At 42.0% G+C, this 25,834-nt stretch carries 23 protein-coding genes, 1 rRNA gene and 1 riboswitch; of the genes, 7 read left to right on the plus strand and 17 right to left on the minus strand.

Annotated elements, in window-relative coordinates; genetic code table 11:
* Positions 1–4: 4 nt before the first annotated feature.
* From ACZ9EE_RS13320 to ACZ9EE_RS13350, 7 genes are all read right to left on the minus strand, one after another.
* A 16S ribosomal RNA gene (locus ACZ9EE_RS13320) occupies positions 5–1,554 on the minus strand.
* A 372-nt stretch (positions 1,555–1,926) separates the two neighbouring features.
* Positions 1,927–3,321 carry a sensor histidine kinase gene (locus ACZ9EE_RS13325; RefSeq protein WP_476027747.1) on the minus strand — a complete coding sequence of 465 codons (1,395 nt, stop codon included), beginning with the start codon at positions 3,319–3,321 and terminating at the stop codon, positions 1,927–1,929.
* Positions 3,311–3,985: a response regulator transcription factor gene (locus ACZ9EE_RS13330; protein WP_476027749.1), complete on the minus strand. Its 675-nt coding sequence runs from the start codon at positions 3,983–3,985 to the stop codon at positions 3,311–3,313. The genes ACZ9EE_RS13325 and ACZ9EE_RS13330 overlap by 11 nt, the downstream gene beginning before the upstream one ends.
* A 248-nt stretch (positions 3,986–4,233) precedes the next feature.
* Positions 4,234–4,788 carry a PepSY-associated TM helix domain-containing protein gene (locus ACZ9EE_RS13335; protein WP_476027751.1) on the minus strand — a complete coding sequence of 185 codons (555 nt, stop codon included), beginning with the start codon at positions 4,786–4,788 and terminating at the stop codon, positions 4,234–4,236.
* 29 nt (positions 4,789–4,817) lie between these two features.
* Positions 4,818–5,804: an efflux RND transporter periplasmic adaptor subunit gene (locus ACZ9EE_RS13340; RefSeq protein WP_476027753.1), complete on the minus strand. Its 987-nt coding sequence runs from the start codon at positions 5,802–5,804 to the stop codon at positions 4,818–4,820.
* A gap of 371 nt (positions 5,805–6,175) precedes the next feature.
* The gene (gene queF / locus ACZ9EE_RS13345) at positions 6,176–6,676 is read right to left on the minus strand and encodes a preQ(1) synthase (RefSeq protein ID WP_098532388.1); all 501 of its coding nucleotides are present in this window, start codon (positions 6,674–6,676) and stop codon (positions 6,176–6,178) included.
* 122 nt (positions 6,677–6,798) lie between these two features.
* Positions 6,799–6,845: riboswitch (PreQ1 riboswitch) on the minus strand.
* Between the two features lie 114 nt (positions 6,846–6,959).
* Complete coding sequence (locus ACZ9EE_RS13350; RefSeq protein ID WP_476027755.1) at positions 6,960–7,328, minus strand: winged helix-turn-helix transcriptional regulator; 369 nt, start codon at positions 7,326–7,328, stop codon at positions 6,960–6,962.
* A gap of 207 nt (positions 7,329–7,535) precedes the next feature.
* Between ACZ9EE_RS13350 and ACZ9EE_RS13355 the strand changes: the two genes are divergently transcribed.
* Together ACZ9EE_RS13355 and ACZ9EE_RS13360 are read left to right on the plus strand one after the other, a co-directional pair.
* A complete protein-coding gene (locus tag ACZ9EE_RS13355; protein ID WP_476027757.1) occupies positions 7,536–8,750 on the plus strand; it encodes an MFS transporter in 1,215 nt (404 codons plus the stop codon).
* Positions 8,751–8,839: 89 nt separating this feature from the next.
* On the plus strand, positions 8,840–9,682 hold the full coding sequence (locus ACZ9EE_RS13360) for an aldo/keto reductase (protein ID WP_476027759.1): 843 nt from the start codon (positions 8,840–8,842) through the stop codon (positions 9,680–9,682).
* Positions 9,683–9,766: 84 nt separating this feature from the next.
* Here the strand turns inward: ACZ9EE_RS13360 and ACZ9EE_RS13365 are convergent, their stop codons facing one another.
* On the minus strand, positions 9,767–11,128 hold the full coding sequence (locus ACZ9EE_RS13365) for an FAD-binding oxidoreductase (protein WP_476027761.1): 1,362 nt from the start codon (positions 11,126–11,128) through the stop codon (positions 9,767–9,769).
* Positions 11,129–11,212: 84 nt separating this feature from the next.
* A complete protein-coding gene (locus tag ACZ9EE_RS13370) occupies positions 11,213–13,426 on the minus strand; it encodes an alpha-galactosidase (RefSeq protein WP_476027763.1) in 2,214 nt (737 codons plus the stop codon).
* 140 nt (positions 13,427–13,566) lie between these two features.
* On the opposite strand from ACZ9EE_RS13370, the gene ACZ9EE_RS13375 reads away from it, so the two are divergent.
* Positions 13,567–14,181: a DedA family protein gene (locus tag ACZ9EE_RS13375; protein WP_476027765.1), complete on the plus strand. Its 615-nt coding sequence runs from the start codon at positions 13,567–13,569 to the stop codon at positions 14,179–14,181.
* A 23-nt stretch (positions 14,182–14,204) separates the two neighbouring features.
* Here ACZ9EE_RS13375 and ACZ9EE_RS13380 read toward each other — a convergent pair whose 3' ends face one another.
* Together ACZ9EE_RS13380 and ACZ9EE_RS13385 are read right to left on the minus strand one after the other, a co-directional pair.
* Positions 14,205–14,948: a TPM domain-containing protein gene (locus tag ACZ9EE_RS13380; protein WP_476027767.1), complete on the minus strand. Its 744-nt coding sequence runs from the start codon at positions 14,946–14,948 to the stop codon at positions 14,205–14,207.
* The gene (locus ACZ9EE_RS13385; protein WP_476032948.1) at positions 14,948–15,463 is read right to left on the minus strand and encodes a LemA family protein; all 516 of its coding nucleotides are present in this window, start codon (positions 15,461–15,463) and stop codon (positions 14,948–14,950) included. The genes ACZ9EE_RS13380 and ACZ9EE_RS13385 overlap by 1 nt, the downstream gene beginning before the upstream one ends.
* Positions 15,464–15,918: 455 nt before the next feature.
* Between ACZ9EE_RS13385 and ACZ9EE_RS13390 the strand changes: the two genes are divergently transcribed.
* The gene (locus ACZ9EE_RS13390) at positions 15,919–16,200 is read left to right on the plus strand and encodes a YggT family protein (protein WP_476027769.1); all 282 of its coding nucleotides are present in this window, start codon (positions 15,919–15,921) and stop codon (positions 16,198–16,200) included.
* 119 nt (positions 16,201–16,319) lie between these two features.
* Here the strand turns inward: ACZ9EE_RS13390 and ACZ9EE_RS13395 are convergent, their stop codons facing one another.
* A complete protein-coding gene (locus ACZ9EE_RS13395) occupies positions 16,320–17,156 on the minus strand; it encodes an NRDE family protein (protein ID WP_476027771.1) in 837 nt (278 codons plus the stop codon).
* A gap of 149 nt (positions 17,157–17,305) precedes the next feature.
* Between ACZ9EE_RS13395 and ACZ9EE_RS13400 the strand changes: the two genes are divergently transcribed.
* Positions 17,306–17,536: a hypothetical protein gene (locus tag ACZ9EE_RS13400; RefSeq protein ID WP_476027773.1), complete on the plus strand. Its 231-nt coding sequence runs from the start codon at positions 17,306–17,308 to the stop codon at positions 17,534–17,536.
* A gap of 69 nt (positions 17,537–17,605) precedes the next feature.
* Here the strand turns inward: ACZ9EE_RS13400 and ACZ9EE_RS13405 are convergent, their stop codons facing one another.
* Positions 17,606–18,451 carry a VOC family protein gene (locus ACZ9EE_RS13405; RefSeq protein ID WP_476027775.1) on the minus strand — a complete coding sequence of 282 codons (846 nt, stop codon included), beginning with the start codon at positions 18,449–18,451 and terminating at the stop codon, positions 17,606–17,608.
* 260 nt (positions 18,452–18,711) lie between these two features.
* Between ACZ9EE_RS13405 and ACZ9EE_RS13410 the strand changes: the two genes are divergently transcribed.
* Together ACZ9EE_RS13410 and ACZ9EE_RS13415 are read left to right on the plus strand one after the other, a co-directional pair.
* On the plus strand, positions 18,712–19,491 hold the full coding sequence (locus ACZ9EE_RS13410) for a nucleotide sugar dehydrogenase (protein WP_476027777.1): 780 nt from the start codon (positions 18,712–18,714) through the stop codon (positions 19,489–19,491).
* 20 nt (positions 19,492–19,511) lie between these two features.
* The gene (locus ACZ9EE_RS13415) at positions 19,512–20,042 is read left to right on the plus strand and encodes a phosphatase PAP2 family protein (RefSeq protein ID WP_476027779.1); all 531 of its coding nucleotides are present in this window, start codon (positions 19,512–19,514) and stop codon (positions 20,040–20,042) included.
* Between the two features lie 85 nt (positions 20,043–20,127).
* Here the strand turns inward: ACZ9EE_RS13415 and ACZ9EE_RS13420 are convergent, their stop codons facing one another.
* The 4 genes from ACZ9EE_RS13420 to ACZ9EE_RS13435 all read right to left on the minus strand — a co-directional run bounded on the left by ACZ9EE_RS13420 (position 20,128) and on the right by ACZ9EE_RS13435 (position 25,818).
* Entirely contained in the window at positions 20,128–21,510 is a 1,383-nt protein-coding gene (locus tag ACZ9EE_RS13420; RefSeq protein WP_476027781.1) for an L-cystine transporter, read from the minus strand.
* 230 nt (positions 21,511–21,740) lie between these two features.
* The gene (locus ACZ9EE_RS13425) at positions 21,741–23,366 is read right to left on the minus strand and encodes an ATP-binding protein (RefSeq protein WP_476027783.1); all 1,626 of its coding nucleotides are present in this window, start codon (positions 23,364–23,366) and stop codon (positions 21,741–21,743) included.
* A gap of 133 nt (positions 23,367–23,499) precedes the next feature.
* The gene (locus ACZ9EE_RS13430; protein WP_476027785.1) at positions 23,500–24,909 is read right to left on the minus strand and encodes a sigma-54 interaction domain-containing protein; all 1,410 of its coding nucleotides are present in this window, start codon (positions 24,907–24,909) and stop codon (positions 23,500–23,502) included.
* 123 nt (positions 24,910–25,032) lie between these two features.
* Positions 25,033–25,818 (minus strand): 3-hydroxybutyrate dehydrogenase, encoded by a 786-nt coding sequence (locus ACZ9EE_RS13435; RefSeq protein WP_476027787.1) that lies wholly within the window; start codon positions 25,816–25,818, stop codon positions 25,033–25,035.
* Positions 25,819–25,834 lie beyond the last annotated feature (16 nt).

The raw sequence follows: 25,834 nt of genomic DNA on the forward strand, positions 1-25,834 counted from the left end.
TTAGAAAGGAGGTGATCCAGCCGCACCTTCCGATACGGCTACCTTGTTACGACTTCACCCCAATCATCTGTCCCACCTTAGGCGGCTGGCTCCTTACGGTTACCCCACCGACTTCGGGTGTTACAAACTCTCGTGGTGTGACGGGCGGTGTGTACAAGGCCCGGGAACGTATTCACCGCGGCATGCTGATCCGCGATTACTAGCGATTCCGGCTTCATGTAGGCGAGTTGCAGCCTACAATCCGAACTGAGAATGGTTTTATGGGATTGGCTAGGCCTCGCGGCTTTGCTGCCCTTTGTACCATCCATTGTAGCACGTGTGTAGCCCAGGTCATAAGGGGCATGATGATTTGACGTCATCCCCACCTTCCTCCGGTTTGTCACCGGCAGTCACCTTAGAGTGCCCAACTGAATGCTGGCAACTAAGATCAAGGGTTGCGCTCGTTGCGGGACTTAACCCAACATCTCACGACACGAGCTGACGACAACCATGCACCACCTGTCACTCTGTCCCCCGAAGGGGAAATTCCTATCTCTAGGAGTGTCAGAGGATGTCAAGACCTGGTAAGGTTCTTCGCGTTGCTTCGAATTAAACCACATGCTCCACCGCTTGTGCGGGCCCCCGTCAATTCCTTTGAGTTTCAGCCTTGCGGCCGTACTCCCCAGGCGGAGTGCTTAATGCGTTAGCTGCAGCACTAAAGGGCGGAAACCCTCTAACACTTAGCACTCATCGTTTACGGCGTGGACTACCAGGGTATCTAATCCTGTTTGCTCCCCACGCTTTCGCGCCTCAGCGTCAGTTACAGACCAGAAAGCCGCCTTCGCCACTGGTGTTCCTCCACATCTCTACGCATTTCACCGCTACACGTGGAATTCCGCTTTCCTCTTCTGCACTCAAGTCCCCCAGTTTCCAATGACCCTCCACGGTTGAGCCGTGGGCTTTCACATCAGACTTAAAGGACCGCCTGCGCGCGCTTTACGCCCAATAATTCCGGACAACGCTTGCCACCTACGTATTACCGCGGCTGCTGGCACGTAGTTAGCCGTGGCTTTCTGGTTAGGTACCGTCAAGGTACCGGCAGTTACTCCGGTACTTGTTCTTCCCTAACAACAGAGCTTTACGACCCGAAGGCCTTCATCGCTCACGCGGCGTTGCTCCATCAGACTTTCGTCCATTGTGGAAGATTCCCTACTGCTGCCTCCCGTAGGAGTCTGGGCCGTGTCTCAGTCCCAGTGTGGCCGATCACCCTCTCAGGTCGGCTACGCATCGTCGCCTTGGTGAGCCGTTACCTCACCAACTAGCTAATGCGCCGCGGGCCCATCTGTAAGTGTCGGCCGAAACCGACTTTCAACTTTTCCTCATGAGAGGAAAAGGATTATCCGGTATTAGCACCGGTTTCCCGGTGTTATCCCAGTCTTACAGGCAGGTTGCCCACGTGTTACTCACCCGTCCGCCGCTAACCAACAGGAGCAAGCTCCTATTGATTCGCTCGACTTGCATGTATTAGGCACGCCGCCAGCGTTCGTCCTGAGCCAGGATCAAACTCTCCAAGAAAGTTGATTAGCTCATAATTTAAAACGTTGGCTTCATTTCATAAGAAAATGAATATTTATTGTTTGTTGACGTTTTTGTTTGTTTAGTTTTCAAAGAGCAATCAGTGACAGGATATTATCATATCACTTTATGAACCAGGATGTCAATTATTATTTTAAAATAATTTTTCGTCCTGCTCAACGAGTATTAATACTATCAGATTCATTTAACCTTGTCAACATCTGATAATTATTTTTTCAATGAGTGGTTTGCCGATCGTGGCATCCCCTCATCAGGATTACTATATTACTATCCTATCAAAAGGAAGTCAACACCTATTAAACATTTTTTTAAAAAAGCCTTTTTCGTAAAAATTAAAGAAAGCCTGATTACTTAAACATAATCAGGCAGCTTAACCATAAATGTAGTTCCCTTTCCCATTTGACTTGTTACTTGTATCGTTCCTTTATGTGTTTCGACAATCCATTTTGCAATGGATAGTCCAAGTCCATGGCCGCCTATTTGGCGGGATCGGGATTTATCAGCCCGATAAAAGCGTTCAAAAATTTTGTGATAATCCTCTTTCTTAATCCCAATCCCTGTATCTTGAACGATAATTCTTATTTCTCGCCCTTCTTTTAGGAGATTCAGTTTTACCTCGCCGCCATCTGGTGTATATTTGATCCCATTGTCCAAAAGGATATAGATCAACTGCGATATCCTTTGAGGATCTCCTTTAACGTTTGTAGCAGCAGTTGCAGATAACTCTAGCTGAATTTGTTTGCGGGCTGCAATCGGATGTAAGGACTCGATTGCTTTTTCAGCTAAGGGCTTTAGATCAAAAACTTCTGTTTTCAGCACATTTGTATTCGAATCTGAACGTGCGAGGGTTAACAGATCGCTGACTAGGTTCGTCATTCGTTTGACCTCCTCCCTCATATTTGCAAGCAGCTTACCTGCCATCGCATCCTTTTGGGTATCAACTGTCATTTCCAGCGCATCAACAGATGATAGCAAGACACTTAGAGGTGTCCGTAATTCATGGGAAGCATCCCCCACAAATTCTCGCTGCCTGTTAAAGGCAGATCTAATCGGAACCATCGCTCGTTTAGACATACGCAGGCTAATATAGATGGCAACTCCCACAAAAACAATCCCCAGCACAATAAGAATGACCAGAACCCAGTGAAATAACCGATAGGCAAATGAGACATCTTTTCCTATATATATTTGGCCGAAAAATTGACCTTTGTAATAAACTGCATGGCTGGCAATCATCATATGGATATCTTGAGATTCATCAGGCGCATGGAATTGTGCTCTTCCTCTAGTTGGTTTCTGATCCATGCGTAGAATTTCATTTTGAATATCCTGTCGATTGAACAAATGTTTATTTAAGAGTGAGAGTAATTGCTGCCGTAAGCGGGGATTTGCCTCGCTGCCCATTACTACTTTCCCGCTAGTATCCATTACATAGTAGAAGGACTGATCAACTCCAGAAAAAGTCACTTCTTGATTTTGGATTCCTCTAAGGTCATTTTGACCATTCATACTTAACAAGTTCTCAAGGTAACCCGCTTCCTGCGAAACTAGGGACCGCAGCTCCCGTTCTTGTGTATTTAGAACGACAAAGTAAAGAACCGAATAAACAACAATAATAAACAAAATGAGAAAAAGCATGATAAGTCCGCTAAAATTTCGGGTTAACCGGTTTTGGGTATTTCTAAAAACATCTTGATCCCCGCGATTCAAAAGGAGGTCGATGATGGAAAAAAAATTACGTTTCAAATTTATATCCCACCCCTCTTATACTTTGAAGTTTATCTTGTTTAAGGATTAAGGATAGTTTTTTACGGATTAATTTAACGGTTGCATCAATTGTCTTCATCGTGACTTCTGTTTCAAGACCCCAGACCCGCTCATAAATAAGCTCGCGGGGCAGGACTTGTCCTTTATTTTTCATAAGTAAATCTAATAATTGAAATTCTCGGGGACTAAATTGGATTTCAATGTCTGCAAACCGAACGATGTGGCTGGCCCGATTAAGAACGAGACCATCTATCTCCGTCTCTTCTTCTACAATTGGTGCATAATTACGGCGGGATAGTGCTCGCAGCCTGGCTAATAGTTCGTCAAATTCAAAAGGTTTAACAAGATAATCATCTGCACCGGAGTCAAGACCTTCAATCCGGTCTTGGACAGTATCTTTGGCAGTGAGCATCAAGATGGCACCTGAATAACCTTGCTTTCTTAAACGCTTGCAGACATCGACACCGTCTCCATTTGGCATCATCCAATCCATAATGATCACATCATAATGTGCAGAGGTTGCATAGTAGAAGGCGTCATCCCCTTCCTTGACCCATTCTACATTGCAATTACCTTTCTTTTTCAACATATAAACCATTAAATCACCTAGGCGACTATCGTCTTCTGCTAATAGGACATTCATCTATAACATGCTCCTTTTTCCCGCTTTTGTCTATATGTATCCTAATGAAGATAGCTTAAGTTTGCCTTAACAAAAAAGAGGCACCCGGCCATGGCTGGTGTACCCCCTTTTTGAAACCCGTATTCAGCTGTTTACCATGATTGTAGTTGTGTTTGGTGAAAACTCGATGAAAAGTAGCAGTTCAATTACATTTTTCTAATAGAAAAAGAGCACTACCCATTTCTGGGACAGTACTCTTCAGGTCACTCCTATGCAATTTCTCTTTCCATTTTTAGCCTTTTTCTTTTTCTATCTGCACCTATTACCTTCAAGGATAGATAGATTCCTGATCCAGTTAAGAAAATCATTGCGATGGCTGTAAGGTCAATTAACCATTTAATATTTGTCGTTCCAATTCGTCCTTCATGAAGCCCTCTAATAATACTCATGAATGAACCCGATTGCGAACCTTTTGTACCAAATCCATTTTGTCCGCCAGGGCCAGCAAACTGCCGATTTGAATTACTTTGTGCGCTTCCGCTGGTTTGATTATTAGTTGTACCATTAGCTTGAGATGATGTGTTTGACTGTGATTGAGTTTGGCTCGAACCTTGCGTTTGTCCTGCTGGTTGGGTTGAATTTGTAGTCGTACCTTGCTGTTGCCCAGGCATCATGCCAGGCTGAAAATTACCTCGTTGTTCTGTTTTTGATGACTGACCGATTAGCCACGGTTCATTCATGAGCAGACCCGTAATAGATTCCATCAAGATAAATATCGAACAGATTAACCCGATCCATAAATGTGCTTTCCTTGTTTTTTTCATTAGAATACACTCCTATTTGTAATTACTTTTTAGTTGCCGGACTTTCCACTTGTCATTCCTTGTCCACTTCGCTGCATGTTGCCGCTAGGCATTTGGCCCATGCCGCCTTGCATGCCGCCCATACCTTGCATCATTCCGCCTTGTTGGTTCGTTGATGAACTACTTGAAGATAGCTGTGGTAATTCGACCGTTTCGCCTTCTGTTACGCCTTCAGTGATCTCGACATATTCGTCGGTAGAAATACCAGTTTTAACGGTTTTTTGTTGACCTGACGTAGTTGTGGAGCTATCAGTGCTTGTACCGGTCGAATCGACAATTACATATTTTTCATTATTGTTTGTATAGATGGCATCAGCAGGTACATATAATGCATCTGTTTTACTAGCTGTTAATATAGTAGCTTCTGTACTCATACCAGCTTTAAGGTTGGTGGGTTTTTCAATATGAATGGTTACAGCGAAGGTTGATGAGCCATTTGTTGAGGTTCCTTCTTCCGCAACATCTGTTACTTTTCCTGTGTATGTCACATCAGGATAGGCGCTAACAGCTAAAGTTACAGTTTGGTCTTTTTTCACTTTAGGAATGTCCAATTCATCGACTTGAACGACTGTTTGCAAATCGTTGTAATTGGTTAGGTGTGCGACCACCATGCCTTTGTTGATCCGGTCTCCTGAGGCAACCGAAACCGTGGTAATCGTTCCAGCAGTTGGCGCTGTAATTGGATCGCTGTCATCCGTAAAGGTTACTAATGTTTCCCCAGCACTTACGGTGTCTCCAGCAGAGACTAACACCTCATCGATTTCGTTATTATCAGCTGTTGCTTTTATATCCTCTGTGGTTACAGGTTCAACTGTTCCCGAACCGCTAATCGTCACTTCCAACTTCCCTTTTTGGACAGTAGCTGTTCGAACTTGTGTAGTAGTACTTGTACTAACACTGCTTCTGGAGTGAAACCATTGATAGCCGACATACCCAACAACTAGTACACTTATCAGTATCCAAATCCACTTTTTCATTTATCTAGACTCCTTTGATCATGGAGCAGTCCGGACCCGCTCCAAACATTTTTAATTTCATGAGCCTATTATCATGTGCCTCCCTTAACTTATCCTTAATAAAAATTAAAAAAGTAAAAAAGTGCCTGACACCCAAAATAGAATATGCTGGTGTCAGGCACTAATAAATGGCATAGGAAGTTGGAAATGTTGCTAATGGTGTCAGGGACCAATAAGTGGCATAGGAAGGTGGATATGTTGCTAATGGTGTCAGGCACCAATAAATCGCATAGGAAGGTGGATATGTTGCTAATGGTGTCAGGCACCCTTTGAAACAACAAAAGCAGCCGTTTGCAGGGCTGCTTTTGTTTATTAGAAGTAATACATCCTCTTTATCGGTTGTCAACTTTTTCTGGATAGAGGTCATGGTTCATCAAGCGGTAGTTTGCCATTTCCTCATATTTTGTACCTGGTTTTCCATAGTTGCACCATGGGTCAATGGAGATTCCACCGCGTGGCGTAAATTTACCCCAAACCTCAATATAGCGCGGATCGAGCAATTTAATTAGATCATTCATGATGATATTTACACAGTCTTCATGGAAATCTCCATGGTTCCTAAAACTGAAAAGGTATAACTTCAACGACTTGCTCTCCACGATTTTTTTATCTGGAACGTAAGAAATATACATTGTCGCAAAATCCGGCTGACGAGTCAGCGGACACAAGCTAGTAAATTCCGGGCAATTGAATTTCACGAAATAATCACGCTCTGGATGGAGATTGTCCACTGCCTCCAAAACCTCAGGTGCATATTCAAATGAATAGGTAGTTCCTTGATTACCTAATAGTGTTAAATCCTTTAATCCTTCTTCGTGGCTGCGGCCAGACATAAAAAAACCCCCTATAAAAATGTGTCCCCACGCTTTATAAGAGAGTTTCAGCTGACGATCCTTTAACTACTCGGATAAAAAAACAAAAAGCCACGTCCGATATGGACATGGCTGAAAGTCATGTATCCATAGTTTTTTATAGAGGGTATCAGCTATGAACCTCTCCCGTTCAAGTACGGGTATTCTCATCTCTATATAATAGAGAATGGGCTGAAAAACGTCAAACAGAAAATATAGGTAAACCGATTCCAACGATTTAATGCCCTCTCGGAAGAGCATGTTCCTACTTTAGATTATCATTTAACACATTCTCTTCTAAGACTGATAGATCACCATACACTCTGGTGATATTGTTTGCGCCCCAAGCACAAAGGGAATCTAAAATTCCTTGCAAACTCCTGCCATATTCACTAAGCTCATACTCAACCTTGGGCGGTACTTGATTATATACAATCCGGTTAATAACGCCGTCTTCTTCTAATTCTCGTAACTGCTGCGTTAACATCTTTTGGGTAATATCCGGCATCAAGCGTTTTAATTCACTTGTTCGTTTTTTTCCATGTGTTAAATGGCAAAGAATGACGCATTTCCACTTTCCCCCGATGACCTCTAGTGTCGCCTCAACCGATATATTGTACTTCTTTTTCTTCATCAATTAGTCCTCCGTCCCCATAGGCACCAATAAGTACCTACCGTACTTTTTAGTGTCTATATCACTTTAAAGTGCGTACTTTTCCTTTGTGCTCATATATCCCATAATAACATTTGCCGGTTGAAATATCACACTTTGATTCTTTTTATAGGTTTGCTTTTAACCAATCATTCATGCAATAGCACCACTTTAGGAGGAGAGATAAAAATGACGTTAGATAAAAAAAGAAGTACTTTCGCTCTATTAGCATTAGCCGTTAGCGCTTTTGCGATTGGAACAACGGAGTTTATCAGTGTAGGGCTTCTGCCGCTCATAGCAAAGGATTTACAAATATCAGTTACAACTGCCGGCTGGACTGTTTCTTTATATGCCTTAGGAGTAACTTTCGGGGCTCCTATACTTACTTCACTCACTTCAAGGATGTCTCGTAAATCCTTATTACTTTGGATCATGGTTGTTTTTATTATCGGCAATGGGTTGGCAGCAAGCGCATCAAGCATTGGGATTTTATTGGCGGCCCGAGTGATATCGGCCTTTTCACATGGTGTCTTTATGTCGATCGGTTCTACCATCGCTGCAGATTTAGTCCCGGAGAATCGAAGAGCCAGTGCGATATCGATCATGTTTTCAGGGCTAACGGTGGCAACCGTTACTGGTGTCCCGTTTGGAACCTTTATTGGCCAGCAATTCGGCTGGAGAATGGCGTTTGTTATTATCGTCGCAGTCGGCGTGATTGCCTTCTTTGCCAACAGTATCCTTGTTCCGTCTGATTTACGAAAAGCGGTCCAAACAACGTTCCGCGATCAGTTCAAATTGATAACCAATGGTCGGCTTTTGCTTTTATTTAGTATTACTGCATTAGGTTATGGAGGAACTTTTGTAGTCTTTACGTACCTATCCCCTATATTGCAAGATGTAACAGGCTTTAAGGAAAGCACTGTTGCTGTGATTTTGCTTGTTTATGGTGTCGCGATTGCCATCGGGAATATGGTTGGCGGCAAGCTGTCTAACCAAAATCCCATTAAGGCGTTGTTTTATATGTTTATCATCCAGGCTGTTGTTTTATTTATTTTACTATTTACGGCACCTTTTAAGATTGCAGGATTAATTACGATTTTCTTCATGGGTTTATTGGCTTTTATGAATGTGCCTGGATTACAAGTTTACGTCGTTATGTTAGCAGAACGGTTTGTGCCGACTGCTGTTGATGTTGCATCGGCGATTAATATTGCCGCCTTTAATGCTGGAATTGCCATCGGATCCTTCTTTGGCGGCGTGATTACCGACTCGATTGGATTAATCCACACCTCTTGGATTGGAGCATTAATGGTCCTAGGAGCGGTCATTCTTACTGGCTGGAGCCGAAGCCTTGAAAAGAAGGATCGTAAGGAAACCGTTAATATGGTTGAAAAAGTTATTTAATTTTTTTAACCCTATGATTCATGACAGGCTTGGGGCGGTCTAATCCCCCCTGCCTTTTTATAAAAAATTATTTTGGAGGAAGAACTATAATGATTAACAACTTACAAGATACAACAACACTTAGCAATGGAGTAAAAATGCCTTGGTTTGGGCTTGGAGTATTTAAAGTAGAAGAAGGGCCTGAACTTGTGAATGCCGTAAAGTTCGCGATTAAGCATGGATACCGCAGTATTGATACTGCTGCTATTTATGAAAACGAGGAAGGAGTAGGAAAAGCAATCCGTGAAGGGATTAAAGAGGCGGGTATTGCAAGAGAAGAACTTTTTGTCACATCAAAAGTTTGGAATAGTGACTTAGGCTATGAATCAACTCTAGCAGCTTATGAAACAAGCTTAAAGAAATTGGGGTTAGACTATTTAGATTTATATTTAATTCACTGGCCAGTTGACGGAAAATATAAAGATGCATGGCGGGCCTTGGAAACTCTTTATAAAGAAGGCAGAGTAAAGGCGATTGGCGTAAGTAACTTCCATGTTCACCATCTTGAAGATTTAATGAAAGATGCTGAGATTAAGCCAATGATTAATCAGGTGGAATACCATCCACGGTTAACACAAAAAGAAGTTCGAGCTTTTTGCCAGCAACACGGGATTCAATTGGAGGCCTGGTCACCATTAATGCAAGGGCAGTTATTAGACCAGCCCATCATCCAGGCAATTGCTGATAAATATAACAAATCTACCGCCCAAGTGATATTGCGTTGGGATCTCCAAAACCAAGTTGTTACCATTCCAAAATCAACAAAAGAACATCGAATCGTCGAGAACTCGTCTATTTTTGACTTCGAACTTACTAAAACAGAACTGGAACAAATTGACGGTTTGAACCAAAACCATCGCGTCGGCCCAGACCCCGACAACTTCGACTTCTAAACAACCAAAAGGGTTGGTCACGGTGCTCATCACCATTACCAACCCTTTTATTGTGTTAATCTACTTATTGGTGCCTGTCACCCTTTAGAATATTTTCCCTGGGTTTAGGATGTTTTTGGGGTCGAGGTTGGCTTTGATTGTTTTCATGATAGGGATTAGGTCTCCGTGTTCTTCCTGCAAGAACGCTTTTTTGCCAAGTCCGATGCCGTGTTCACCGGTGCAGGTTCCCCCTTTGGATAAAGCATAGGAGACAATTTGATGATGAACTCCTTCGACTACTTCCGACTCTTCTTCACTGTTCGGATCAATCGGCAAGCAGGCATGGTAGTTGCCATCACCGACGTGGCCTAAAACAGCCCCATCTAAGCCAAATTTCTCAATGACACTCCTCGTCTGCTTTAAGGCCCCGGCCAGTTCCGATAATGGGACGCAGACATCGGTAAACATTAAGACTCTGCCAGGATTAGCGGCCTGAATAGCAAAGGCCGCATGGTGCCTTGCCTCCCATAATTGGGCCCTTCTTAACGAGTCATTCTCAAATTCAAAGGAAACACATTGCTCATCCTTCAGAATCTCTTGCATGACTTCTACACTATATGTAACTTCCGGTTCATTGCCGCTAAACTCTAGGAACAGGGTTGGCTCCTCCCTGAATTCAGTATTTTTAAAATGATTAACGGCTCGAATTGTTTTTTCATCGACCAGCTCAATTTTCCCGATCGCTAGACCTGCTTTTAAGAGAATTGCAGCTGCATTTCCGGCAGCTTCAATCGAAGGAAACGTGGCTTTCACAGCAGATATGGCCTCTGGAATTCCGCGCAGCTTTAGAGTAAGCTCTGTAAAAATACCCAGTGTCCCTTCTGATCCGACAAACAAGCCTGTTAAATTGTAGCCTGCCGATGATTTAAAAGAATGCCCACCTGTTCGAATGATGGATCCATCGGCTAAAACCACCTCTAACCCGAGGACTTGATCACGCATGACTCCGTATTTTACGCTGTTGGTACCACTTGCATTCGTAGCAGCCATTCCGCCAATCGATGCGTCCGCCCCTGGATCCGTTGGAAAAAACAACCCATGTTTTTTCAAGGCTTGATTGAGCTGATTTCTAGTCACCCCTGGCTGGACAATTACTTGAAAGTCATCAGGCCGGATCGATACGATTTGATTCATTAGGCTGAAATTAAGACTGATGCCCCCATGAACCGGAATAATATGCCCTTCCAAACTTGTCCCAGCCCCGTAGGGGACAAGGGGAATAGAATGTTCACCGGCGAATTGAACAATCCTGCTTACTTCCTCTTTTGACTTAGGAAACACAACGGCATCCGGCCTGAATGGCGGATGGTATGCCTCCCCTTTACTGTGCTGTTCTAAAAGGGTTTCATTAATTGAAACCCGCTCCCTATCCCCGATAATCGCTAACAATTCATCATAAAGATTCATTCTGGTCTCCTCCATCACATTGAAAACTAGTAATCTATCTTAATCACTATTTTAATCTGCGAGAATATTAATTTATAGTTAATATTAAAAATTTCCACTCTTTTCTTTGGAATCAACGCTATTTAAATAATAAATTTCTGAGGAAAAGTCTTCCTTAATCAAAGGCAGGGTAAAGCCTATCTTCATCAGCTCATCCCCATAAAAAAAACTGTCCTCGTTATTTATTTTGTATTTAAGCTGTGGATTCAGTCCCTGTAATCTCAATCGTAAAAAAGGTGGATTCGGCATTGCCAGCGTTTTATAATAAAATACCACCGCTTCCTTTTGACCGGCTCCTACATACATCCAGGCAGTATCCATCCCCTCAAAAGGACTCCACAGCCGATACAAATCACCAAAAAGGACAATATCTTTTATTTGATGATAGAGCTGGATTTCCTTCCTGACTAACTCTCTATCTTTCCTGCTTAGTTTATCAACATTTAATTCAAACCCAAGATTGGCTGCCATCGCGACATGACACCTCATCAGCAATGGCGTCACCCTGCCTACCTGATGATTCGGGACATCTGATACATGGGCACCCATGGTGATGGCTGGATAAACGATACTTGTTCCATACTGAATTTTCAGCCTTTCGACCGCATCCGTATCATCACTCGTCCAGGTTTGCGGCATGTAATAAAGCATCCCTAGGTCAAAGCGGCCGCCACCGCCCGAACAGCTTTCAAACAATATCTTTGGAAAGCGTGCCGTTAATACCTCTAATATTCGATACAACCCGAGCATATAGCGATGGGCCGTCTCCTTCTGCCTTTCTGGAGGCAGTGCTGCTGACCCCGCTTCTGTCATATTTCGGTTCATATCCCATTTTACATAGGAAATTGGGGCACTCTGAAAAAGAGTAGTGAGCGTGTCAATCAGCCAGTCACGTACTTCTTTCCGGCTTAAATCCAGAACAAGCTGATTTCTCGAAAGGGTTCGATTCCTCCCCGGTACATGCAGACACCAATCTGGATGCCTGCGGTACAAATCACTGTCCGGCGAAACCATTTCCGGCTCGACCCACAAACCGAATTGCATCCCCTTCCCATTGAGATAACGCGCTAATCCGTTTAATCCATTGGGCAGTTTTTTTCGATTAACCTCCCAATCACCGAGCGAACTCTTTGCATTATCACGGCGGCCAAACCAGCCATCATCTAAAACAAACAGCTCAACGCCAAGTTCCTTAGCGGCATCAGCAATATCCCTTAACTTTTTTTCGGTAAAATGAAAATAGGTAGCCTCCCAATTATTAATCAAAATAGGCCGTGTCCTGTCCCGATAAACCCCCCGGCAAATCCTGCTCTGAATAATTTTATGAAAAGTCCTCGACATTCCGCCTAAACCCTCTGAAGAATAGACCATCACCACCTCTGGTGTTTGAAAAATCTCCCGCGGCGATAAAACCCAAGAAAAATTAAACGGATTAATCCCCATGCTGATTCGAGTTATCTCAAAAGGATCCACCTCAATCGAAGCCTGAAAATTCCCGCTATAGACCAGGCTAATTCCATAAACCTCGCCATAGTCTTCAGTTGCATTTTTTGATAATAACGCCAGAAAGGGATTCTGCTGATGACTGCTCGCACCCCTTGGCGAAGAAATGGATTGAACACCGTGGGCCATCGGCCGTCGTTCTATCTGCCTTTCTCTAGCCCACGTTCCCTGGAGATGAAGCCAGTCCCAATTCGAGTTATGGAAATCAACAGACATGCTCATACATTTCTCTATCTTCACCTCACGGCTGCCTAGATTTTCAAATGAGACCGACCTCGTGATCACCTCAACATCACGGTAAATCGTATAATGCAAGTTCAGTCCAACACCAAGCATGGAATCTACCAATGTTACAACCAGTGTGTCCGCCTCATCCTCCTCCTCCACATAGGCCATTGGCAGCTCATTCAAGCGAGGTTTTCCTTTAAGAATTTCATATGAATCATATACAAATTCAGTAACCGTTGACCCGTCAGGACTTTGAAGCAGATAGGCTGGCGTTCGGAAGTCGCCATTTCCAAAGGCAGGATATTCCTGCGGCAGGGTATCAAGCGAAAAACCGGGATCAGAAGGTTCATTCATCGGTGAAAAAGTCCGGCCCTTGACTGGCAGAATCGCTGAAGGCTGGAGCATACGAACCGAACTCCCCCAATATACATGCGCTAAATATTTTCCATGGACAAGTTGAATCATGTAACTGATTTTGCCATTATATAAATGAAATAGCTTCTGATCTTCCTTCCATTCAATCGGCATCCAACCACTCCTAAAAAGACATTTACTTCACTATATTCATGGCTGAGGTGGAAAATGGTGTCAGGGCATACATAAAAGTGAGAATTTTTGCAGATAATATATATTAGCTAAATTTTAGAATTGATATAGGAAGTGTAACGATGGATTACTTGAATCATCTTATTGAACACTTTGGCTATCTTGGGATTATTTTCGCTTTGGTCGGTGGAATTATTGGTTTGCCAATTCCTGATGAGGTTCTTCTTACTTATGTTGGCTATAATGTTTTTGAGGGGAAATTAGCGTATCTGCCCTCACTCCTATGTGCCTATTTTGGGGCAAGCAGCGGCATTACGCTTAGCTTTATATTAGGGATTGTGTTAGGAGCGCCATTTTTACATAAATTTGGTCCAAAGCTCCATATTAGTGAGGCAAAAATTGAACGAACGAAGAAATTGTTCAATAAATTTGGTCCATTCCTTCTTGTTATAGGTTTTTTCATTCCAGGAGTGCGGCATATTACGGCGTATCTCGCAGGAATCAACCACTTCTCTTATAAAAAGTTTGCCCTGTATGCTTATTTAGGTGCACTGCTATGGTGCTTTGCCTTTATATCTCTTGGCAGAATACTTGGTGAAAATTGGGTATTTGTAGGAACCTATTTTTCTAGATATAGTATCTATATAATTGTTTTTTTCCTAGTTGGAATCCTCCTGTCCTATTCCTATTTGAAGAAAAGAAAAGTAATGAAGTTAGAAAAAGATGCCCTCAACTAAAGGGCATCTTTTTTTTGCTATCATCACCAGCCTCGGCTTGCCCCGCCCCCGCCAGAGGAGCCGCCCCCGCCCCCGCGGGAACCGCCGCCACCGCCTCCTCTTCCGCCCCCGCGTGATAAAATGGAGAGGAGTAAGTAGGTCAGGGTGCCTCCGAAAAATTTAAAGTCAAGGAAGACCACAACAAGAACAATAATAACGATCAGCCAGGATGGGATTCCGATTCCTTTATCCTTTGGGGCCGTTTTTTGGCCGTTCTCGCCATTATATTCCGCAAGAACCTCTTTGGCTAGTGCTTGATAGGTTTCCATTACAGCTTGGTTTGGCCGGTTATTTTTTAAATAAGGAATAGCATATTGATCTAAGATTCGGCCGGCTTTCGCATCGGGAATTCTTCCTTCAAGTCCGTAGCCGACCTCAATCCGAATTTTGTGTTCCTTCATTGATAAAACAAGCAGGACCCCATTGTCCTCTTTTTTGCTGCCGATTCCATATTGACGGAATGCCTCGTTCGCGTATTCTTCGATGGATTTATCGCCAATGGATTCAACGGTCAACACAGCGACCTGTGCTGTTGTCTGATCTTCAATGTTTCTGCCTATGTTGATTAATTGTGCTTTTTCTGTTTCATTTAGGACATTGGCAAAATCTTGTACATAAATATCTCCGACGGGAGCAGGTATTTGGACATCCTCAGCAAGTGCACGGGCTGCACACAGAAATAACGTGGTAAAAACCAATAAGAAGCTGAAGATCCGTTTTGCTTTCATTACCCATTGCCTCCAAAATCAACTTTTGGGGCTTGTTGGGCTTGTGGGTCTGCTTTGAAATATTCTTTTTGATCAAACCCGCCGATTCCTGCAATAATCGAGCCCGGGAATCTTTTTACCTTTTTATTAAATTCGGCAACTTGCTCATTATAATCCTTACGCGCAACAGCTATTCTGTTTTCGGTTCCTGCCAGTTCATCCATTAACTGGGTAAATTGCTGGTCCGCTTTAAGGTTAGGATAATTTTCAACGACAACAAGCAGGCGGCTTAATGCACCGGATAATTGATCGTTAGCGGTTGCTTCTTCTTCCGGGGTTTTTGCACCGGCAAGCCGTGCACGTGCATCTGAGATCGAGGCAATGACTTCTTTTTCATGAGCGGCGTAGCCTTTTACGGTATTGACTAAGTTCGGTATTAAATCGAGCCTTCGCTGGAGTTGATTGTCGATTTGAGCATGTGACTGATTTACGTCTTCTTCTAGATTGACAAAACTGTTATAGCTGGACATAAACATGAGGCCGGAGATAACAATGACTGCGACCACAATTCCTATTCCTAACCAACCTTTTTTCAATCTTATCACGTCCTTTCTCACCTATAGTATATATCACTAAGTAAATAAGTTCCCTTTTTAGCCATTTAAAAACTTACCTATAAATCCAATTTAATTAAACGTTTGATTAGTTTTTAATTTGACTAAGCTTAACCAGGCTCACAAGGTTTTAATTAAACGTTTGATTAATTTTTTTCAGTGGCCACTCCATTTGAATTTAAGAATTTGTTAAGTTCCTTATGGCATAATAAATCCATCAAAAACTCTTGGCACTAAAACTTTCCTCCAACTAATTAATCGTTTGTTTAATTTTTTGTAAAACATAAATTTGAAACCTTTTGTGGACATGGTCGTATATATATGTATCTATACGAAGTTTTACCTACAATAAACTCTAATTGACGGGGAGATATAAATTGGGATTATACATTTTGCAAATTGGACAGTATGCTTTTGAAATTTATTATTGGCTTATCTTAATATCGATTTTCGGTTCCTGGTTTCCACAGTTCCAATCTACAAAGTTGGGGATATGGATTTCTAAACTCGTCGAACCATATTTAGGCTTCTTTAGGCGTCTCATCCCTCCACTCGGGCCTATTGATATTTCACCAATTATCGCTATATTTGTTTTTAGATATGTACGAGGATTTGCGCTAGAAGGATTACGCCAGTCATTGAATGTAATTGGGGTTTGAGAATAATTAAACCGCAAAAAGCCTGAAGAGGGAACCTTTATAATAAAGTGGTTCCTCTTCAGGTTTTTCAATGTTAGGATTCTACCCTTCCACCATAGTTTTACTAATCAAACGTTTGATTAGTTTTCTTTTTCACACCAATCAATCGTATATTCCAGGTCATTTACACGATTCTTGGTAAAAACTCTTTCCACGTAATGAAGCTTGTCCTCTGTCATGAACATCACCGTCGAACTCCTCGTTCCATAATGCTCACTCTCAATAAACAACGGTGAAAGCAGCCGTTCCCATTCCAATGAAACCCCTGTATTTGGAAGAGTCTCATCCGGGGCGGGATCTGCATTTTGCAGCAGGGCAAACAACGCTTCTGCCATCCCATCGTTTTTCTCACTTATTATTCGTGCCAAACCTTCCCTCCCTTTTTCTACCTTCGGCCAGCTGCTATTTAATAAATGATTACTCACCCCATATATACCAGGCTTTAATTTTTCCAGTTTCTGGCCGACATTAGAATAATAATATAAATCGTGCTCATCCCCTGCCAATAAGTTATAACCGGGATACATGTGATTATGTGCTGCAAGATGCTGCATATATTCTTCTATATTCCCTTTATATTTCAAGGCATCCGCCACTAATTCTCCACGTGAGCGTTTTCCCTCTGTTGCTTCGTTTGGATTACGGTAATTTGTCAATGCCGCAAAGCGCCCGCTAGTGGTCACTCCCATCCACGTGCCCATTTTTTCTAGATCTCGCCCTGCCAGAATGTCAGGATAATCCTCCCAAAAGTGCGCGGGAGCGGTTGGCCGTCGATAAAATTCATCACGATTTGCCGCAACAATTAGTGGATACTCCTTATGAATTCGATATGAAAATAGAATCAAGCACACAAAGATCACAACCTTTATAAAATATACACTAATACTGAATAGACTTCCCCTTTCATCATTCGTCACACTCTCAACAAAAACCTTTAATCGGTGCCTGTCACCTTTTTTAACTCCACCGACTTGTTAATGGTGACAGGCACCGGTGAAAGCATGGAATTATTTTTGGGGTTTAGCGGAAAATAATCTTGTTTGAAGGATGAATAGGAGGTTATATTATGTCTGAATTAGAGCCGCTTGAGTATGATACGGGTACTGCGATTCGCGATTATGACATTATTCAAATTACTCAAACTGAGAATGGGTATGAGGTCCTGCTGGATGTAAATTTAGACAGCGGATACTCTTTAGCAAGAACAAAATTAGAAATCACTCATGAAGATTTACAAGGCTATGAAACAAATGAAGTAGAAGAAGGCATTAAATATGCGTTAGGGTTTTTCTCATAAGAGACATATCTTAAACGGAGGAAATATCCCCGCTCATTGCTCTATAGCAGCGAAGCAGGGATATTTTCTTTATATGACGAGACGAATTTGGTTCCCTGCTGGATCACTAGTGACATAAAAGTTTCCTTCATTCCTTAAAGGAGCACCAATTTGCTCTAGTTGTTCCAAGACTTTTTTTCTTGCCTCCTGATTTGGGAAGACAATTGAATACCAATTTAAACCAACGCTATTTTTCGGCGGCGTTGGAGCTCCTGCTCCCTGCCACGTATTGATGGCAACATGATGGTGATACCTGCCGGACGAAAGAAATACTGCTTGCGGGTAATAACTTACAACCTCAAAGCCAATTCCTTTTGTGTAGAATTCTTTTGTTTTTTCTAAATCACCTACATGTAGATGTATATGCCCCATAATGGTTCCAGACGGAAGGCCTTTCCATTCAGTATCACTCTCAGCTAAAATACCTTCTGCATCCAACTGTTCAGTGGCCATATCAACTAAACCATTTTTCCATGCCCAATCAGAAGAAGGCCGGTCCCGATAAACTTCAATCCCATTCCCATCAGGATCATTCAGATATAATGCCTCACTTACATAATGATCAGCAGCCCCAAGCGGGTACCCCGTTAAAATTAAGTGCCGTAAAAAGTCCCCTAGGTCGGCACGAGATGGCAGTAATATGGCAAAATGATACAATCCCGACAAGCGTTCTTGCTTCGGAATGACATCTGCTGGCTCTTCCAAGGTTAACAGCGGAGTTTGACCGTCAGCAGTCAAAACAGCTTTCCTTTCACTTCGTTCCAATAGTTGAAGACCGATAATATTTTGATAAAACGTAACAGAATAAGCGAGATTTTTTACTTTTATATTAACCTCACCAACATAAATGTTTGGTTCCTGATGAAACTGTTCCATGTTCATCCCATCCTTTTCCTATTAATACAAAAATATCGCAATCATTCTATGCCTAATATGGTTTAATTTCATTTCACTTATTATTTATTTGAACGTCTTAAGTATAACCTATTTTTATCTTGAATTCAAATATTTTTAATTAAGTGTATTCATACCCATTATTAAAACTAACACAGTCTTAACACTCTCTTTACACTAGATTTATAAAAAATCCATCATTCGCTAATACAATAAAGTAAACAAATTATTGGAGGGATTGGATGAAGGTTACGGTTGCTGGAGCAGGTTTTGTAGGATTGGTTACTAGTGCTTGTTTAGCGGAGCTTGGACATGTGGTGACATGCGTTGACGTTCAAAAAGAGAAAATTGATATGCTGCAGAGAGGACGCTCCCCCTTCATTGAGCCTGGGTTAGAGTCTCTATTAGAAAAGAACTTACATAACAAGCAGCTAAAATTTACGATAAACCCGGATGCTGCATACTCAAAAGCTGAACTTATTTTCATTGCTGTTGGTACACCGGAAAAACACGACGGTTCAGCAGATCTAAAGTACATTCACGTGGCTGCCCATACGATCGCCCATTATATCGAGCAGGACGTGATTATTTGCACTAAAGGTACTGTTCCATTGGGTACAAACGAACTCATTCAAGAAATCATTGACAGCAGAAAACCTCCCAACCTTCGAGCAGAAGTAGTTGCTAATCCTGAATTTCTTCGTGAAGGCACAGCGATTATTGACTTTTTTCATGGACACCGTATTGTGATTGGCACCAGTGACCCCAAAGCGGCAGCGGTTATGGAGCAGTTTTACCAACCGCTGCAAATCCCGATTTACAAAACGGATATCCGAAGTGCCGAAATTATTAAATATGCTTTCAATGCCTTTTTAGCAGCCAAAGTTCGTTTCATGAATGAAATGGCAGGTTTTTGTGATAATGTCGGGGCTAATATAGAGGAAGTAGCATATGGAATTGGTCTGGACAAAGAGATAGGCCCTCACTTTCTCAAAGCGTGGCGACCTGACATTGCTAAGTAACCTGTTGGAGGGGACTGTTCATGATGAAAATAATCGATGCAGTTTATGGATTTGAATGCCGGTTATTTCAACGAGTGAATCGCCATTATGATAAAAAGCTTTTAAATCTATTTTTCCGAATTCTCACACAGTTTGGAGGGGCAGACATCACCATTGCCGCTGCCTTTCTTCTTATTGTAATCTCTTCAGGTGAACCTAGGTTAACCGCCATTAGCAGTGCTCTGGCATTATCGACAAGCCATATCCCTGTCCATGTCATGAAACAGCTGTTTCCAAGAAAAAGACCTTACTTGATGATAGAAAGCACCAAGTTTCCTGCCAATCCTTTACAAGATCATTCATTTCCATCAGGGCATACAACGGCTATTTTTTCCGTTATAACTCCCTATATCCTATCTATTCCACAGCTTGCATTTTTACTGATTCCTTTAGGAACGTGTGTGGGGATATCCAGGATTTACTTAGGGCTTCATTATCCTTCCGATATCCTTGCTGGAGGTGTACTTGGTTCCATTACAGGGATATTGTGCTTTTGTTTGTTATGTTTGTAGGATATATAGGTTAAAAATGGTGACAGGCACCGCATAAAGACACTGTCCATTCTAAGAGGACAACGTGCGGTGCCTGTCACCAGTATTAGGCTTCTACGATATCTGGTTGTGCGTAGGTGTTTTCGTCGAATTCTCCTGTGGCTTTGCTTGTCAGAACACCTGCTGTCATCGCTCCACTAACATTTAGTGCTGTACGCCCCATGTCAATCAGAGGCTCGACTGAAATGAGAAGACCGACGATTGCGATAGGAAGGTTCATGACTGATAAGACAATTAAGGCAGCAAACGTTGCTCCGCCGCCAACGCCGGCCACGCCAAATGAGCTAATAGCCACAACCAGGATAAGAGTCACGATAAAGGATAGGCTTGTTGGGTCAATCCCTGCACTTGGCGCCACCATCACCGCTAACATGGCTGGATAAATGCCCGCACAGCCATTCTGTCCAATCGTTAAACCAAATGATCCTGCAAAATTGGCAATTCCTTCTGAAACACCAAGGTCCTTGGTTTGTGTTTTAATAGTCATTGGCAATGTTCCTGCACTTGTTCGCGAAGTGAAGGCAAAGGTTAAGGTTGGGAGTCCCTTCTTCACATATCTGAATGGATTTAATTTCGCCAATGATAAGAAGAGTAAATGTACAACGAACATGATAATCAGTGCAACATAAGAGGCAATAACAAACTTCTCTAGTTTTGCGATTGCCTCGTAATCACTTGTTGCCGTCACCTTTGTGATAATGGCTAGAATTCCATAAGGGGTCAGGCGCAAGATGATGGTGACAACTCTCATGATAACCGAATAGAGGGTATCAATAATCTTCGCGAAAAACTCAGCAGGTCCAGGCTCCTTCCTTTTAACCCCTAGGTAGGCAATCCCAATAAAAGCTGCAAAGATCACAACCGCGATCGTAGAGGTAGCCCGCGCACCTGTTAAATCTTGAAATGGATTACTTGGAACTAATTCAATGATTTGTTGCGGCAGGGTCATGTTTTCAATTCCTGCTGCTCTTTCCGCTAATTGATCATTTCGTGCCTTTTCAGCATCCCCTTGAGTAAGCTGGACGCCATCAAGGCCAAAGCCTAATGCCGAGCCAATCCCAATCGCTGCAGCAATAGCTGTTGTTCCAAGCAGGATTCCGATCACCAGAAAACTGATCTTTCCTATATTTTTCGTCAATTTGAGTTTTGTGAACGCTCCGACAATTGAAATAAAGACAAGCGGCATCACAACCATTTGGAGCAGTTTTATATATCCGATTCCCACAATGTTAAACCAATCAATGGATTTGGTGGTCACTTCATGAGTGGTCCCATAAATCAAATGAATGAGATAACCAAAAATAATTCCTAAACCCAAAGCCGTGAAGACTCGTTTTGAAAACGACACATGCTTTTTCTGCATCATAAATAACCCAAACATAAGCAATAGTAAAACAGCAACATTTATAATGATCAGAAACGTATCCATCTTATTCCTCCCCTGTTTCCTTATAGAAAATCCAACTTTCCTATCAGTCAACTCGGAATTACCTTCATCTGAATCTACTGCGTTACCATTCATCAAACGTTTGATAGTAAATTAATATGCCAAGTTGGTCATTATATACCACAACCTTAGCTTGCAAACATAAGAAAAGGTGACAGGCACCACCCGTGGACATTGTCCACGGGTGGTGCCTGTCACCTATATAACTAATTTCAACTTGCTAGTGGGAGTTTGATTTCTACTTTGGTTCCTTTGTTTAGTTGGCTGGTATAGGTAATACTTCCGTTGTGTTGTTTTAGGATTTTGTGGCAAATCATGACACCAAGGCCAGTACCTTTTTCTTTTAGGCTGTAAAACGGCTCTCCTAAACGCGGGAGCAATTCCTCAGGGATGCCTAAGCCATGGTCCTGAACCGATATCATACAATCATTCGCTTCATTATCCCTCATTCTAATGTGGATATCACCGCCAACAGGCATAGCTTCTATGGCATTCTTTAACACATTTAAAAACACCTGTTTTAGTTGATTCTTCTCCCCTTTAATCATAAATGGCCCCCCGGCAATCTTTAAGTCAAACTGAATATTATTCATATTCGCTTGAGGGGATAGTAACTCAACCGTATTTACTAGTAACTCTCCTACATTTACTTGGTCCAACTTCACGGCTTGCGGTTTTCCTAGCGAGAGAAGCTCACTTGTGATGGATTCAATCCGCTCCAGTTCACTTAGGAGCAAGTCATTATATACGGCCGAACTATTTTCGGCTTTATACAACTGAACAAAGCCTTTTATGGTTGTCAGTGGATTCCGGATCTCATGGGCTACCCCTGCTGCCAGTTCCCCGACAATCGACAGCTTTTCTGACTGCAAGAGAATTTCCTCAGATTTTTTCCGCTCTGATATATCCCTGCTGATGATGACAATATTTTCAACTGTATCTCTTTGGCCCTTAACAGGCATACACTTAGACTCAAATTCAATCCAGTGTCCATCCATATGTTTTATTCTAATTTCTATCGATTGGGACTCATTATATTCAAACATTCTTTTAATCGAATCAAGAAACATCGGTTTATCATCAGGATGAATTAACCTGAAACACTTATGTTTCTCTAATTCAGAGCATGGATAGCCTAATACATGTTCATGAGAAGGAGAAAGGTAACAGATAGCGTGTTCCTTATCCATCAACATAATCAGGTCAGATGTATTTTCTGCAATCAGCCGGTATTTGGATTCACTCGCTTCCACCAGCTTATACATATTTGACAAACCACGATTTAGCCGGAACAGCTTCTCATGGGATTCAATCAGTAATACGCCAATAATCACGCCCAGCATGACAAACAATAAATATTGAAAATGAAATAAAGGCTTATCTCTAAAAGCGTGAAAAATGATGGGCACAATGATGATATAAATAGCCACATAAGCTGCGAAAAAAATAACGCTTCTTTTCACATGAGAAAGTCGTTTTGTTACAAAATGAATAATAGATAAAATAATAATAATAGCCGTCCAGCCGACGATTGCCGTAGTCCATTGACCACTTTCAAATAATCTCGTCATTAATGCAAAAATACCCGTAATAATTCCAGGTAAGGGGCCGAAGTAGACAAATACCAAAATTAATGGGGCATAGCGAATATCGTAAGAATAGCCCTGCTGTTGAAAGGATAACTTGATCAAGACAACCGAAACAATTCCCCCGTATACCCCTACCCAATATCGCAAGTTTTTGATGGGCTTATGATGAATGAATGAACCGATTACCAACGGTGTACTTACCAATAGAGAAAAAATCGAGAGATTAATAATATAGTCTAAAAGAACCATCGAACTCCCACCCAAACTTTTTCAAATTTACAATTTCTCTCTAATCTTAAACCAGAGCTAATTCTATTACTATATGGAAACGACATTTTACAGAACTTTCATCCTAGCATTTTTATCAATGAGAGAGGCTAAGTTATTTTATATCATATAACTTACATTTCTCGTAAAACCTAGTTTTGCCTATCTCCAACAATCTAGCAGCTTCCTGCTTATTCCCATTGGTCATAGTCAGCGCATTCAAAATCGCTTCTTTTTCCACTTGAGCCATCCTTTCCTTTAACGGAAGCATTTTTTCAGCAGTTTTTGCATTACACACGGGACTAATCATCTGGGTAGTACTCTGCCACTCTAGTTCTCTTAAATATAAAGGAAGATGGAACACTTCAATCGTTTGTCCATCAAGGACATTAATGGCTCGCTCCAGCACATTTTCAAGCTCACGAATGTTCCCTGGCCATGAGTGCTCCATCAGTCTCTGTTCCACTTCTTTCGAAATTTCTATTCCTGTTCGGAAAAATTTTCGCTCCAGTTTTTTTAACAAACTTACCGAAATTAACTTAATATCCTCTTTCCTTTTATTCAACGGGGGGATTTCAATTTTTATAACATTCAAGCGGTAATATAAGTCACGTCGGAATTTCCCTTCCTCGACCATTTTTTCAAGATCACGGTGTGTAGCCGCAACGATCCGGACATCGACAGGAATTGATTTTTGTCCGCCGACCCGCTGTACTTCTTTTTCCTGTAAAACTCTTAACAGTTTACTTTGCATCGACAGCGGCATATCACCGATTTCATCGAGAAAAAGAGTTCCGTTATGAGCAAGTTCAAATTGACCCTTTTTCCCACCCTTTTTTGCTCCCGTAAACGCGCCATCCTCATATCCGAATAATTCCGATTCCAAGAGATGTTCAGGTATAGAAGCACAGTTGATTGCTACAAACGGCAGTGAAGAACGGAGGCTGTGGTTGTGGATGGCATGGGCAAACAATTCCTTTCCTGTGCCGGATTCCCCTATTAAAAGAACAGAAGAGTCGCTTGCAGAAATTCGCTCCGCCAATTTTTTCGCCGCAAGAAAGGGCTGACTTCTGCCAATTAAATCGTGAAAATAGTATTTACTCTTTAACTCTTTGTCTATTTTAGTTTTATAATATTTTAATTCTTCCACTAAATGCTGAATCTTCGTTTTATACATCCGCCATTCATCGGGACTGCGAAACATAACGGTCCCGAGGGCACCTACAAGTTTCCCATCGACGATTAAAGGGTATCGGTTCGCAATCATTTCACTGCCATTAATGGGATGCAGGGCAGCGAGCTCTTTTATGCCTGTTTTTGCGACAATGTGCATCCTTGTGTTTTCAATTACATCCTGGACAGGGCGGTTGACCGCCTCTTCAACAGTTGTCCCCAAAAACTCACAGTAGGCTTCATTTATATAGATAATCCTTCCTTCTCGGTCGGTCACGACAATTCTTTCCGCTAATAGATTGATAATCTGTTCATGCCAATCAACTGGAATCGCTTCCATTTTACTGTTCATAGATTCACACCTTTCCAATGCTGGATATACTTATTATAACAAAGGATGATTGATGTTAAATAGATTAGAAGTTTTTCCCCTGCAACAAAGAATCCTATCCGTCATCGAATAGGATTCAAAAATTTATTGTGCGGTATAGCCGCCATCTAAAATCACGGCTTGGCCGGTAATTCCTCTTCCTTTATCACTTGCTAAAAACACTGCATAATCGGCAATTTCTGTTACGGATAAAAGTCTTTTTTGTGGAACAAGCGGTAAAAGCACTTCATCGATTACACTGTCTAAGCTGACATTTCTTGTTGAAGCAAGGTCTGCTAATTGATTTCTTACCAGTGGTGTATCAACATATCCTGGGCAAAGGGCATTGACCGTGATTCCGCACTCTGCGCCTTCCAACGCTGCAACCTTTGTTAATCCGATGACGCCATGTTTCGCACTATTATAAGCAGCCTTTCCAGCAAAGCCAATCACTCCATTAATAGATGCCATATTAATTACTCTTCCAAAGCCCTGCTCCTTCATAATGGGGAAGACGTTTTTAATACCGATGAAGGGTGCTGTTAACATGATTTTAACCAAGAGTTCAAACTTTTCCGTTGGGAACTCCTCAATTGGTGAAACATACTGCATACCGGCATTATTAACTAAGATATCAAGACGGCCAAAAGTTTTATAGGCTTGTTGGATACTATTCTTAAAAGCTTCCTCGTTTGTGACATCACATGGAGCAGCAATGGCTTCAAATCCCTGGTCCCTTAATTCAGCTGCCTCCTGTTCACTTTTTTCTGCATTTAAATCGGAAATGACAACCTTTGCTCCTTCATGAGCGAAAGCCTTGGCAATACTTAAGCCAATCCCGCTCGCTGACCCTGTAATGAATGCTGTCTTTCCTTCTAGTAACTTGCTCATTTATGTCGGCCTCCTA

Source organism: Bacillus sp. URHA0034 (assembly GCF_056280405.1).